General features: G+C 42.3%; 12 protein-coding genes and 3 pseudogenes. 1 reads left to right on the top strand and 14 read right to left on the bottom strand.

Features of this window, described 5'->3' with window-relative positions; translation table 11 throughout:
• Positions 1–14 precede the first annotated feature (14 nt).
• The 11 genes and pseudogenes from B9N86_RS14690 to B9N86_RS14640 form a co-directional block, all read right to left on the bottom strand.
• Positions 15–1,601 carry an extracellular solute-binding protein gene (locus B9N86_RS14690; protein WP_208919931.1) on the bottom strand — a complete coding sequence of 529 codons (1,587 nt, stop codon included), beginning with the start codon at positions 1,599–1,601 and terminating at the stop codon, positions 15–17.
• 66 nt (positions 1,602–1,667) lie between these two features.
• A complete protein-coding gene (locus B9N86_RS14685; RefSeq protein ID WP_208919930.1) occupies positions 1,668–2,537 on the bottom strand; it encodes a carbohydrate ABC transporter permease in 870 nt (289 codons plus the stop codon).
• Positions 2,538–2,550: 13 nt separating this feature from the next.
• The gene (locus B9N86_RS14680; RefSeq protein ID WP_208919929.1) at positions 2,551–3,498 is read right to left on the bottom strand and encodes an ABC transporter permease; all 948 of its coding nucleotides are present in this window, start codon (positions 3,496–3,498) and stop codon (positions 2,551–2,553) included.
• Positions 3,499–4,339: 841 nt separating this feature from the next.
• Positions 4,340–4,864, bottom strand: coding sequence for a VOC family protein (locus B9N86_RS14675; protein ID WP_208919928.1), 525 nt, complete (start codon positions 4,862–4,864; stop codon positions 4,340–4,342).
• Between the two features lie 64 nt (positions 4,865–4,928).
• Complete coding sequence (locus B9N86_RS14670; RefSeq protein WP_208919927.1) at positions 4,929–5,903, bottom strand: helix-turn-helix transcriptional regulator; 975 nt, start codon at positions 5,901–5,903, stop codon at positions 4,929–4,931.
• Positions 5,904–6,388: 485 nt separating this feature from the next.
• Positions 6,389–6,697, bottom strand: a pseudogene (locus B9N86_RS14665) (RCC1 domain-containing protein); the annotation flags it as partial.
• Between the two features lie 940 nt (positions 6,698–7,637).
• Entirely contained in the window at positions 7,638–8,030 is a 393-nt protein-coding gene (locus tag B9N86_RS14660; protein ID WP_210190685.1) for a carbon-nitrogen hydrolase family protein, read from the bottom strand.
• The gene (locus tag B9N86_RS14655) at positions 8,008–8,307 is read right to left on the bottom strand and encodes a GyrI-like domain-containing protein (RefSeq protein WP_208919925.1); all 300 of its coding nucleotides are present in this window, start codon (positions 8,305–8,307) and stop codon (positions 8,008–8,010) included. The genes B9N86_RS14660 and B9N86_RS14655 overlap by 23 nt, the downstream gene beginning before the upstream one ends.
• 135 nt (positions 8,308–8,442) lie before the next feature.
• Positions 8,443–8,595: a hypothetical protein gene (locus tag B9N86_RS14650; RefSeq protein ID WP_210190684.1), complete on the bottom strand. Its 153-nt coding sequence runs from the start codon at positions 8,593–8,595 to the stop codon at positions 8,443–8,445.
• A 23-nt stretch (positions 8,596–8,618) separates the two neighbouring features.
• Positions 8,619–8,984, bottom strand: a complete 366-nt coding sequence (locus B9N86_RS14645) for a cupin domain-containing protein (RefSeq protein WP_208919923.1) — start codon at positions 8,982–8,984, stop codon at positions 8,619–8,621.
• Between the two features lie 68 nt (positions 8,985–9,052).
• Positions 9,053–9,610 (bottom strand): annotated as a pseudogene (locus B9N86_RS14640) (ABC transporter substrate-binding protein); the annotation flags it as partial.
• A gap of 47 nt (positions 9,611–9,657) precedes the next feature.
• Between B9N86_RS14640 and B9N86_RS14635 the strand changes: the two are divergent.
• Positions 9,658–10,421 (top strand): IS5 family transposase gene (locus B9N86_RS14635; RefSeq protein ID WP_208914755.1). Its coding sequence is split into 2 segments (ribosomal slippage): positions 9,658–9,994 and positions 9,994–10,421, totalling 765 coding nucleotides; the frame shifts between segments, so codons are not numbered across the junction.
• Between the two features lie 7 nt (positions 10,422–10,428).
• On the opposite strand, the pseudogene B9N86_RS14630 reads toward B9N86_RS14635, so the two are convergent.
• The 3 genes and pseudogenes from B9N86_RS14630 to B9N86_RS14620 form a co-directional block, all read right to left on the bottom strand.
• Positions 10,429–10,868, bottom strand: a pseudogene (locus tag B9N86_RS14630) (ABC transporter substrate-binding protein); the annotation flags it as partial.
• An 86-nt stretch (positions 10,869–10,954) separates the two neighbouring features.
• Positions 10,955–11,782: a helix-turn-helix transcriptional regulator gene (locus B9N86_RS14625; RefSeq protein ID WP_208919922.1), complete on the bottom strand. Its 828-nt coding sequence runs from the start codon at positions 11,780–11,782 to the stop codon at positions 10,955–10,957.
• A 1,011-nt stretch (positions 11,783–12,793) separates the two neighbouring features.
• The gene (locus B9N86_RS14620; protein ID WP_244563098.1) at positions 12,794–13,816 is read right to left on the bottom strand and encodes a Mur ligase family protein; all 1,023 of its coding nucleotides are present in this window, start codon (positions 13,814–13,816) and stop codon (positions 12,794–12,796) included.
• Positions 13,817–13,830: the final 14 nt, after the last annotated feature.

Genomic DNA, 13,830 nt, shown 5'->3' with positions numbered 1-13,830 from the left:
TCTCTTTATTTATTTTACTTGATAAGGCCGGCTTCTTTAAATTGCTTGATTGCTGTGTCCTTATATTTCTGCATGTCAAACTTGGTATCCAACGTTTGGAGGAAATTGTCCCAGTTGGAAAGAGGTTCTTTGCCCGTCATAAATTTGACCAAGCTTTCATTAATGAAACGTTGGCGGTCAGCATCCAAGGTATCACTGGGGTCTGGGGTCAATAAATTTCCGGGCAACGTGGGCCCCACATATTTCTGATTGTTCATGAAAGCTTCCGCCGTCTTAGGATTCTGGAAGCTGAAGTACTCAGCATCATCACCACGGCGCGGCATTCTATAATGATCGACCCACAGGTACTTTTCCTTCATTTCCTTCGATAATTCGGAGGTTTTATTTTTGATCTTGCCGTCCACCAAATCCCAATGAATCCCTTTAATTCCGTATGCAAAGTTCGGATATGCTTCTTTATCCGTAAAGAGATAATTCAGCATGGACAAGATCCGAATGATTTTGTCCTTATCCGCTTTCGCGGATATGGCCCATGAATTGCCTTGGAACGATTTTCTCTCTACAATTTGATCACCGTAAGGACCTTTCATCGGAGGAATGACGATCCATTCCGGCACCTCTCCACTGATTTCTTTCATTTTCTGCTGATAATCCGGCTCCAGCCTACGGGCATCTCTTATCATGAAGCCAACTTTACCCTTAAACATCTTTTGGTCCAACAAATCAGGCGAATTCATCGTCACCCAGTCAGGGTCTACCACTTTGGCTGTCATCATGTTATTAATGTAAGCAAGCGCCTCTTTCATTTTGGGATCGATAAATAGGAATACCGGTTCATTATCTTTCACTTCAATGGCTGAAGGAGGATTGACGCCAAACATCCACATCAAGCTATCGAAGCCATAGGTTTGCAGATTGCCTTCTTTATTCATACCGCCGATGAATCCGTACGTATCGTTTTTCCCATTACCGTCCGGGTCTTTCTCTGTAAAGGCTTTCATAACTTCAAATAATTCGTCAGGTGTGGTTGGCACTTCCATGTTCAGCTTTTTCAGCCAATCGTTGCGGATGAAGAAGCTTCGGCTGATACCGTTTACATTATCATAGCCTGGAACTCCAATGGTTTTTCCTTGATAGGACATCGCCTCCCAGGAGTCGTCGCTAAAACGTTTCTGTAATTCAGGGAATTGATCCAGATACGGTGTCAAATCCGCAAGAACGCCTTGGTCATAATATTGTGCGAGATCAGCACGGCTCTTCAAGAAGATCAAATCTGGAATATCCCCTCCTGCAATGAGTGTATTCAGTTTGGTTGTTGCTTGCCCGGCTTGAGGAATCATCATATCCAAGTCGATGTTCATCTCATTTTCCAACATTTGGCGTTGAATATCTTCATCACGTGGAGGAATCGGAGCAGCAGCATTGAAAGTGCCTTGGTTAAACATCGAGATTTTCATTTTGGTTGCAAACTGACCAGGCTCACCTTGCGAATTACTCGAAACTGTCGATGTAACTTCTCCATTTTCCCCACAACCTGACAATAACGTTCCTAAACCAACTATTGCCGTCAGAATAGCAAATGAAATCTTTTTACGCTGCATATTGACCTCTCCTTTTGCTTATATATTATCACGGTTTCCCCGTAATAACTCAGGTTGGAACGTCTGTTAACCTTTAACTGATCCCAAAAGCACACCTTTGGTAAAATGCTTCTGCATGAACGGATAAACCATCAAAATCGGAACCGTAGTCACGACGACAGCCGCCATTTGCACAGCGAATGTGCTAACTGCTCCGGTATTGGCAATCGAATCAGCGCTTTGTGTTGCGACGTTAAGCAGAATGTTGCGCAAGACAACTTGAAGTGGCATGAGGTTCGAATCATTGATATAAACAATAGCATCGAAATAACTGTTCCAATGGCCGACGGCGTAAAACAAGGAAATGGTGGCAAGGACGGGCAAAGACAGGGGTAAAATGATCCGCCATAACGACTGAAGCTCACTTGCACCGTCAACCCTCGCTGATTCTTCGATTTCGCCAGGCAATTGCTCGAAAAAGCCTTTAATAATCACCAGATTAAATGCACTAATGAGATTTGGAATAATCAATACCCACGGACTGTCTAGCAATCCGAGAGAGCGGATTAGTAAATAAGTTGGAATTAACCCCCCACTGAACATCATGGTAAACACAATGAATAGTAAAAACGGACTGCGACCCGGCAAATATTTTTTGGATAACGGGTACGCCGCGATTACCGTAAAAAACACATTTAACGCAGTGCCAACAATCGTTCGAAACAATGTAATTTTATACGCCTGCCCGATACCATGAGAAATGAATACTTCTTTATAGGCTATAAAGGTAAAGGATTCTGGTATAATAACAATCCCTCTTCTTAACACTTCCGATTCTGGCGTCACTGAGACAGCAACCACATATAGAAAAGGTAGTAAGCAAAGTAGGGATAGAAAAATAAGAATCAAATAAACGACTGCTTGCCAGACTTTTTCCCCGATTGTCAAATTGATCATTTTAATAACCACCTCACCAAATTTGCCCATCGAATTTTTTGGCGAGCTTATTCGCTGCCAACACTAAAATAAATCCGATGACAGCTTTAAACAATCCTACAGCAGTAGCCAAGCCAATCTTAAGACGCTCCAACCCTTCACGGTATACCCATGTGTCGATAATGTCGATCTTCTCCTGGTTAAAGCTGTTGGCAAACATGAATATTTGGTCAAAGCCAGCATCCAGAATATGGCTTAATTTAAGGATCAGCATCAGAATAATGACTCCTCGAATGCCGGGTAAAGTGATATGCCAGAGCTGTCTCCATTTGGAAGCGCCATCCATTCGAGCCGCTTCATATAAGCTTGGATCGATTCCTGCTAATGCTGCAAGGTACAATATCGCTCCCCATCCAATGTCCTTCCAAATTTCAGATAAAATGATCAGCAGTCTGCCCCAGGCAGGCTCCGTTAGAAATGAGATGGGTTCAACACCAATTTCCTTCAAAATCATGTTAAAGAGACCATCCCCTGGGGCTAATAATGCCACCAAGATTCCATAGACAATGACCCATGACAGAAAATGAGGCAAATAAGTGATCGTTTGTACGATTTTCTTAAACCCTTGGCTATAAACTTCATTGAGGAGTAAAGCGAGTACGATGGGAGCGGAGAAACCGAACAATAGCTTATACAGCGATATGATAATCGTATTTCCCATGATGTCCCAGAAATAAACGCCGTTCATAAAATCCGTAAAATTTTTCAATCCCACCCATGGGCTATCCCATAGTCCCAAAGCTAGGTTATAGTTTTTAAAAGCAATCATGATTCCCGCCATAGGAATGTATTTGAATACGGCAAAATAAATTAAGGCCGGTAATAAGAGAGCATACATCACTTTATACTTTTGTATTGTCCTTATCCATGACTTCCGCTTTTTGGAGAGGGGAATGGCGTCCGCTGCCAATTTCGTTTGCATATCATCACCTCATCTTTATTTGTATTTGTATAATAGCACCCCCCTTTCGGATAAATTTCTGAAATTTCAAGAATTTCTTATAAAATATTAAGTAAGTACAACCTTGAATATTTCCAATACAATAGGCATGAAAAATCGGACAGAGTGAGCGCAACCGTTTCTAGGTGCTTTCACTTGTCCGACAATTTTTTCATATTCACTGCAATCCATGTAGGTCTGGCACGTAACAATCAAGCCTACAAGCCAGATAATAGTCATTATTCTATCATTTGACCATCCTCGGAATATGTCGTTCTATCCGGTCAATGACTATGGAACAGGCAATCCCATACACATAGAAAAAGTACAAGAATTTCAACTGAAAAAATCCCCGCCCCTTATCCATCAAACCAGCTTGTTTACCCGCTGTTGATTCTACTTTCCCAATCCTTTCAACTTCTTATATGCTTGATTGAACTAATCTGCCCGTTAGTTCAATGAACAAATGAGGAACCGCAATGAAGGGAGTCCCTCCACTCAACTATCAAAAATGATTAGATAATTATCTAATCGGTCAAGTATCCATGTTCTTGTCGTCTTACATTTATGTTGTACATTGACACAAAGTTTCCTACTTACTCTGTTTATCCTTTCAAATACTCGGTTACCAGATAAAACTGGTCTTTATATTCGAACGATGCTAAACATCTCTGAATCGAAGAATGCCTCAGCCGCCCCAGAACATCTATCTCCCGGTAACAAATCTCGACCGAACGTCCCCTTGCTTGACTCGAAAGTATATTTGAATGCTTCTTCCTTAGAAGTTTTTCTTAATACTTTTTTATTAAAATGATTATTGCATTTATTCTCCGCTAAAGCTTTTGGCCCATTCAGCAACCCTCCGGCTGCTTTCTTCTTCTGACAAATCTTCAATCCTAGTCATAATCGTCCATCTTACTCCAAAAGGATCCAATATACTTCCGAATCGATCACCTGAAACAAAGCTTACAACCGATTCCCGTACTTTTGCTCCTCTTGATACCGCGTTTTCAAATACCTGATCAACATTAATTACGTAAATTCCTAAAGAATAACATGCCTTGTCTTCATCTGGCGGCAAGGCCAATTGATATGCCGGATTCGCGGCTCCCAGTTGCAAAAAACCATTTCCAAAATCTAATTCCGCATGAACAATTAATTTATTGCCATTACCATCAGGATGTTCAGTAATATCCTTCACCCTTGCATTGAAAACAATTTTATAGAACTCTATTGCTTCAGAAGGATCCTTCACTGTTATGAATGGAGTGATAGATGTAACGCCGTTGGGTGTACCATTCTTAGTATATTTACCTGATACTGCCGTATATTTTATGCTTTCAGTCATTTTTACTCCTCCTCAGTAATCAATGATTGTCATTATTATAAAAAAACTTCACTGACATCTGCTGTCAGTGAAGTTTTTGAAGTTGATAATATTCCATTAGCTCCGACACAACAGTAACGAGTCTATCTTTCAAACTTTGTGGTTCGATGACTTGAATAGATTTCCCGTAAGATAGGAGAAAATATGGGACATAAGTATGAATTGATTTTTCCTCAAGTAAAAAGATTGCTTGATTTGATGTCCGCTCTTTCAGATGATGTCCCAAAAACCAATGCAGGCATAAGTCATCCAATGCCTCTGACCGGCCTCCGATAATTAAAGGAATTAACCCATCCTTGCCCACTAAATCAGGTAACAAATTTTGCATAAAAAATTCACGGGCTGAAAAAGTTTCGGAACGCTTAAATATTATTTGAGTACGCTTGATTTGTAGAATCCGTTCTGCACGAAAGCTGCGGATCTCATTCCTTAGGTGGCAAAATGCAATAGTATACCATTTATTGTTCCAGTAAACCATTCCATAGGGGTCTATCACCCTATTCCTGGGTTGTTCTTCATGGCTTGTGCGATAATCAATTTCTACAGAGAATTCATTTGCTACAGCCTGCTCCAATTCCGCCAATACCGGCTGTACGGAAGGGTCTCCCATGCGGTTTATAACATCAAATCCAGCTAAATGACGACTAAGTATACTTTCCTGCTCCTGATTCGAATACATTTTCAATTTTGATGTCGCATTGCCTAATGCCTCACTCAAAGGGTATCCAGCTTCTTTTGCAAAAACAGCAGCATGAAGAAGTGCCTTTTTTTCTTCAATATCAAATAGCAGAGGTGCTCTGATAAAATTATTCAGCAAGCTATACCCGCCATTATGACCTGTGTCGGATATTATAGGCACTCCACTGGCACATAGTGCATCAATATACCGATAAACTGTCCTTATATTTATTTCTAACTTTTCGGATATTTGTTTTGCAGTCATTTTTATGCCCGAATTCAGCATCCATAGAATTGCCAGCATATTATCATTTTTGGGCATAACATGAACCCTCATCTTTTTTGGATTTTTAAAGATCTTTTTTATCTTCTCAAGGATAGCACTAAATTATTACCTCTGCGAATCGCCTGCATCCTTATTCATCAATCTTTCAGCCTATCAATCCTCACGCAGCATTCAACGTGACTCGTCTGCCTATCTTTTCAACTTCCTTGAGCGGTACTGTCACATCTTTTTACGTACCATCAATTTATGCGATCTTGCTGTTTATGAGATCAGTGATTTTATCTAAAGCGTGTTTCAAAGGTAATTTAGTTTATAATCATTAGACGAACATCTAATCGGTAATCGGTACAAGCTCTTGTCCACGGCTTGGGACAAGAACTTGTACCGATAAAACAAAAAAGCCGCTAAATTAGCGACTTTAATGGGACTATGTTCTTGTCCCTCGACATTTATTGAGCTCTCATCTCCTAAGTTGCTGTGTATTTTTTTATTAATATTGAAAACTAATTTCCGGGCAATTGGATGCCGCGCCAGCCGCTTACATCGCATTGGTCATACTTATTCCAACCCACAGCCGCCACAGTACTGTCAGATTTAAGACCAATTGTATGAGCATTACCCGTGTTCGTCGCCATATGAACATTACCAGCCGCGACCGCCACAATATCGCGCCAGCCGCTTACATCACATTGGCCATATTTATTATCACCCACAGCCGTCACCGTGCCGTCAGATTTAAGCCCAACGGTATGACGACGACCCGCCGCTATGGTATCTTTAGGCCACCGTTTCACCTTTAACATCGCTTCTTTCGGTGAAATGTAATCCATGTTTTACCTCCTTGAAAACATGACCTATTTTTTTTATATACGTTTCATCGTGGTCAACTGCACTGCGAGAGTTGTACGTTCCATCAAGAATATACCACGAACTGTCGTTCTTGGGTTCTGTTAACCTGCCCGTTAGGTCAATAAAGTGTGACTAAAATTTTGCATAAACATGATTGTTTTTCTACTTGAACCACCATCCGCGACAATGTAGGTAACTTTGTGTCAAATAACGATTATGTAGGAACATTTGTGCATTTTTCTATGACACAAATGTTCCTACATAAAAGAAGAAAAGCCTGATTTATCAAGCTTTTCATCGTTAAGATATGTTGGCACTTTTGTGTCAGTGGACAAATGCCTCGGATCTACCTATCGCATTTGTCCTTTCGGTATTATCCTGAATAAGCAGGCCCCTCTCCTCGATCATTTTTCGGGGAGGGGCTTCTAATGTAATATTTCGCAATATGGCTCGCCATTACTTATGATACGGCTCTCCGCGCTGTCTGTAACGGCAAGTTTTTAGGCCATCCCTTTGATCTCACTTTATTCAACTTTCTTCTCTCGGTAGATTAAGCTTTCTTGCCAAAGATACCTGCCTACATCTCCTATCTTATCCGACTACTAAATACACAAAAACATCATGTCTGCTGATAATTTACGGCAGCAATCAGACAAGCCCTACATAGAAAACTATAGAAAATCCCCTCACTGTCAGCTGCTTGTTCCATATCCATTTGTCCAATAAACATCATAGTCTTAAGCAGCAGGGACATGTGGGATATTCCGCATCCTGAATCCAAGCTGGGTGACCGCTGATCTGAGAGGTTGGTGCTTCAAACGTCCAATAGGCCCCTTCGTAGGTTCCCATCGGTCGTTCCGATAGTCGCATGGTACGCCATGTCAGTTCTTCATCCGGGTTCGCAAAAAATTTTACTCTTATTTATGATACGGTACAGCTTAACGGGTCTATCGGCGAAAGCACGTAAATTACGTGCTTTAATATTATTTGTGACGTCTTTTTCTTGTAATTAGTGTAAAACCAGCCGTTATTAATGTACCTACTAAAGTCAACCAGCCAAACCAAGTCCCAAGCAGGTACCATAAGCATGCCGATATTTTCACGTCCGTATTTTCTAACTGTTCCAGGAAAATCCATGTCCTTACAAATCATTGTTCCTATTCTCTGGTTAAATCCGTTAAACCATGCGATCTCTTTACCTGCAATGAATCCATCTTCCCAACCCGGAACCATATGAATTTTGTCATAATCGACCATCTTTTTGCCGTCGGGGAAGTAGATCCATGCTTTGTTATAAATGCCATCCTCTCGCATCAACGTTACCCCGACTTCCAAACGTTTTGTCGATTTCCGCCCGGCTCGTTTCGCCAGCATGATGATAAACGGCATATTCACGTACCGGCAGGGCGAGATGCACCATACTGTCGGGGATTTGCGTTGGACTCACTACTTCCACCTCGGCGATGTAATGATAGATGCGGTGTCTGCTCCGTGAAACGCCGACTCGATTGTCACTGCTGAGGAAGGCGCCGATTTCGCTTTTCCAGTTAGCCAGCTCGTCCCACAGTCTTGGAATGTGGACTTTCGCCATATAGACGGCAGTGAAAGGGGCTTGAAACCCATTCCTACAATGTGGGTGGCCGGCCTGATCACTCTGTGGAAGGGGAGCTGGGAGCTGATAGCTTTTGGACGTTAATGGTTTAAGCAGACTGTACCCGCCATGCACTTAATGGACGATATGGAAGTTCTGCTCCATCCAGGTAGCGGAGACGCCTACGTCCGTAATAATACTTCCTTGATCGACAAATTTCCCATCAAGGGGCGTATATACATGCACCGTACGACGAGCCAATGTTACGTGAACCATTTTCTCATACATTGAGTTCTTACTAGTAACAAACACTAGATCCAAGTATCATTGGCTGCTGTTAATTCGGACTCAGTACCGCCAGTGTTTACTACGCCCCTAGGCTCCACCAACATGATATGGCATTCCTTTTCGGCGAAAGGCTTGTGATCGGCTCCCCCCGGGACAATAAACATCTCACCCTTGGAAATTTTCACCTGACCATCACGAAAAGCAATAAACATCTCTCCTTCGAGCACAATAAATACCTTATCGGTACCTTGATGCTCGTGCCATATAAAATCCCCAGCAATCTTAACGAGCTTGAATTGATAGTCATTTATTTCACCAACGACTTTCGGAGACCAGAGATCGTTGAATTTAGATAGCTTCTCATTCAGATTAATAGCTTGGTAATGCATATGAATCCCTCCTCATTTTTTTGACCTTCATTATGCCGTTCGATTTCGATGGAATTCTTCTCAACTTTTTAGAACTTGCGCAAGGCATTTGTTATATTTTGTAAAGCGTATTCGATAGCTAATGGGCCACCAGTAATAGCGGAAGTATCAATTAAATGGACATTGCCTTTCTTTACGGCATTCAGATTATTCCATACATTACTTTGTTTTAAGTCATTCATTAATTGTTCCTTTTTTGTAATGTCACCTATAAGGAAAATATGGTCTGCTTGAACAGTTGACATTCCTTCAAACGTACTAAATTCATTATTAGTACCTTTAAATGTATCATCTGGTGTAAGCCCCAGTCCCTTTTCTTTATCAAACGCAAGTGTATAGACAGGATTTCCTTCACCTAGAACATTAAAAGTTTTTCCATCCCAAGACAATATAAGTGCTACTGACTCTCCTTGAATCGACTTTAATGCTTCACGCCCAGTTGTGATTTCTTTCATCATTTTATCAATTACTTTTTCCGCTTCGTTTTCTTTTCCAATAATCTCGGCTACTGTAAGGAGTCCATATTGCCAATTTTCATAGATGTCCTTGGATTTTAACGTAATGACTGGCGCAACTTTTTCTAGGGCCTGTCTTCAAACTATAAAACTAGCATTATAAGTGGTAAAATCAGGTTATGAAGAGACGATACGAAATACATGACGATCAGTGGGAACTTATCAAAGACGTGTTGCCAGCCGAACGAAAGAAACAAGGAGGACGACCTGCAAAAAATAACCGGACCATGCTCAATGCCATGCTCTGGATTGCTAGAACCGGCGCGCCTTGGCGCGATTTACCGGAGTATTATGGTCCCTGGAAATCGGTTTACACTCGGTTTCGTCGGTGGCAAATGTCAGGCGTATGGGAGCGAGTCCTTGAACAGATTTCGATTGAACCCGACTTCGAAAATGTGATGATCGATGCGACGATTGTTCGCGTTCATCAACATGGAGCCGGAGCAAAAGGGGGCAGCAATTTCAGGCAATCGGCCGCTCCAGAGGCGGATTAACAACCAAAATCCATGCAATTGTAGATGCGCTGGGTAACCCTTTGCGTTTTGAACTCACCGGCGGCCAAAATCATGATTGTGTGACCGGTTATGACATGTTGAAATGCATGGAACTCGCTGGAGCAAACGTGTTGGCTGATCGAGCTTATGACACCAATGATATTCTCGATTTTCTTCATGAGCAGCAGGCTCAGCCCGTGATTCCGAGCAAAAAATCTCGTAAGATTCAGCGTGAATGTGACTGGTGGCTCTACAAAGAACGTCATGAAATCGAATGTTTTTTCAACAAGATTAAACACTACCGCCGGATAGCTACCCGGTTCGATAAATTAGCCTGTACGTTTAGAGCTTTTTTGACACTGGCTTCCATTATGGTTTGGTTGGCTTAGGTTTGAAGACAGGCCCTAGTGAATCATACATTTTTTCATGATGTTCGGTTGCTAAAATATAATCAGGCTCAATAGATAGAATTTTTTCAATATTAGGAGACAATTTATCTCCTAATTCTTCAGCTGAATCCAGCTTTCCATTTAAATAAGATAAAGAAGATAGATACTCTTTTTCAGTAGAAGCAGCAGGCGGCTCACCTAATGCAACTAATATTTCAGGATAAAAATACCATAATGAGGCCGTTTTTTCTGGTTTTTTCTCGATAACAATTTCTTACCTAAGGCATCCTTAAATGTTCTTGGCCAATCGGTTGCATCTACATTAACTGCTGATGTAGATGCGCCTTCTGTAGTTGATCCTTTATTTTCAGCAGGTGTTTCATTACAACCTGCTAGTATGCCTGCTAATAATAGCATTGAGATTAGCAGGCCTTTAATCTTTTGCATACGAAATTCCTCCAACATAATGTTTTCTTTCGTTTGCCATTAGTATAGTAAAGTAATTTTTAGATTAGAATGGATGCCTGTTGAAATTAGCATGGATTATTGATGAACTTCTCTCGATATTCAGTAGGAGAAATACCAAATTGTTTCTTGAATACTCTACTAAAATAAAAGGGGTCAGCAATTCCAACAGTTTGCGCAATTTGTTGAACAGGCGCATCACTAGTAAATAGCATTTCTTGCGCCATGTTTATACGATATTTTAATAAATATTCTGCTGGCCCCATACCTGCATGTCTTCTAAATACGTAAGAAAGTCGATTTCGATTAACGTTATTTTGTTCTGCAAGCGATGCTATTGTAAGGCTTTGATAATAGTATTCATGAATATAATTAGATACCCGTTCGAATAAAGTATGTGATTCACAGCTATTTTGCCTATTAACAACACATAATAAGGCTTCATTCAGTACATCGCGAAACAGCATTTCGGTCTGAAACATCGAAATGCCTTCACGCTGATTATACACATGCCAAAGACGCATAATTAATTCGATAAGACGAGGAGATTGTCCCGTTGATAATTCAAAATGCTGATGAGAAAAGCTTGACTCTTCTAGTTCTGAGTTACATATCCGGTATAAAACAAGAATATATTCCCAGTTGGTGTTGCCAAACATTTCTTGAGCTAGTTTCATTTTTGCACCCCCATGCACAACGTTTCCTGGCGAAAGGATATAAGGCGTGCCATTAAATTGAAATTGTACCTTCCCTGTAAGTGGAAACACAAATCCAGGAAAAGAATCTGTATAGTCAGCGTACGGCACACCTGGATTTCTAGCATATCGATATACTCCTTCTACTTGAAAAGGAGTGTGAGCAAAATGCTCTGCTAACTGATTAACGTTGATTTTCACATTGCATACCTCATTTCAATAGTAGTTTGCCGGTAATCCTGAGATTGATCGTTATACATCCTGTGCAGCTCTTGACCACATGCAGTACATACGATTCAACAAGCTGCTGTTCCAGCTCGGAGGCGTTGGCATCGAGAAGCGATTTTAAGGTCAGTTCCCCTCCCTCCTCTAATAGCCGCCATAGTCCGAATCTCCTTCTTTACTGTGTAAACTCGTAGTCAATCAAAAATCTGCCGCTGGAATGCGGAAAGGTGGGCATGAGGACTCTCGTCTATTTTCACATTATTGATAACGATTATCATTGTCAACCTGTATGAACAATAAAAATGCCGCACCCTGCTAATGTTCAAACAGCCGGGTGCGGCATCAGGTCAGGATGTTCTCAAAAATAGGGGGGCGTGAGGATCAAAAGAAGCAAGAAAATCTTCCTTACTGATAGTGATGATTGTAATTCGCTCCGTGCAGTTCACCGTAAGCGACAAAACCTGAAGAATCTAGATCCATCACAAACTGGTCATGAGGCTCAATATGAAACACTCGGCCTTGCATCGCACCTGCCGTTAGTTTAATAACTCGCGTACTCCTTGCTATCGGGATTGTATAGAGATTTTTGTACTAGTTCTTGTCTTGAGCAAATGACAAGAACTTCTATAATGAAATGAAAAAAGGAAGTCCAGGTGCTAAAGTTTGATGAGTAAGCGACTCCTATTTTAAAGACTGATGAAGAGTACGGCTTGATTCTTTGCTTGCTGCATCCTCCCTTTTAAGATGTTCACATAAGAAAAGAGCCTTGTGGGATGCTTTCCCTACGGGCTCTTTTTACTGATTACCGATGCAGTCGGATTTAATGCAAATATATTTTAGTATTCTTTGTTAGTAAATAAATTTCATTCGAATGACGTGGCTCAGGTAGATAACGTTCTTCGTTGGAACACCTAATCGACAAAGGTCCTCCACAATGTACCCAATTTTGTGTCAAAATCCTACAATGGGGTCACATTTGTGCATTTTTTAATGACACAAATCAAACCACATAAAATAAAAAAAGCCCAGAGAATCAGGCTTTAGTACTTTTCGTAATGTGGTCACATTTGTGTCATTAGACATTAGAACTGACAGTTGCCACCCACTGGTTTCGATGCTCCACACCGACGAAGTTGCGCACCGTCTCCAGAATTGCCTCATCTCCGACACGGTCCCCCCCACAGCGCTTATGGCAGCCATAACGTTTTCCACGTTGTACCACCCCGGTAAACGAATGTCACTGATGGGTAACAGACCGTCGATCACACCATCGTGGACAGTGTGCCCACCGAAATACTTGGTCCTCCCCCGCCCACGCAGTGCGGCAGTCGCCGGATTATCGCCGTTTAAGACGGCAAAGTCGTCAGAAGTCTGAAAATCCAGCAGGCGACGCTTGGCGGCGGTATATTCATTCATGTCGCGGTGACAGTCAAGGTGATTTGGCGAGATGTTGGTGATTATCGCCACATGGGGAGAGCGCGTCATGTCCATCAGCTGGAAGCTAGACAACTCGACCGCGCACGCATCCAGCGGCGACATCTCACCCGCGCGCGTCAGCAGTGGCGTGCCAATGTTGCCGCCCAGATGTACCGTACGTCCCCCGTCAGCCAGCATGTTTGCAATCAGCGACGTGGTGGTGGTCTTACCGTCCGAACCGGTCACGCCGAAAATGGGACAAGGACACAGCTCAAAGAACTCCTCCATCTCACTGGTCACACGGCTGCCGCCAGCGCGGGCCGAGTCCGGCGCCGGATGGTCTGGACGCATGCCCGGAGTGCGGAACACCACGTCGCCCCTAATGCGATCCAAATAATTCTCCCCTAGGCGCAAATCGACGCCTAGATCGTCCCACTCCTCCCTGGGCAGAGCCGGATTGCGGTCGAGCACGGTGACTCGCGCCCCGGCCGAGCACAGCATTCGGATTAGAGGTGAATTGCTGACGCCGGCGCCGATGACGGTCACATCCCGACCGGCCAGCGATTGGATATAGGTGTCAAAAGCAGGATTCATAAGTACCTCCGCTT

The sequence above is a fragment of the Paenibacillus uliginis N3/975 genome (assembly GCF_900177425.1).
GTDB classification, from domain to species: domain Bacteria; phylum Bacillota; class Bacilli; order Paenibacillales; family Paenibacillaceae; genus Paenibacillus_AQ; species Paenibacillus_AQ uliginis.
This window is presented reverse-complemented; position numbering and strand designations above follow the sequence as displayed.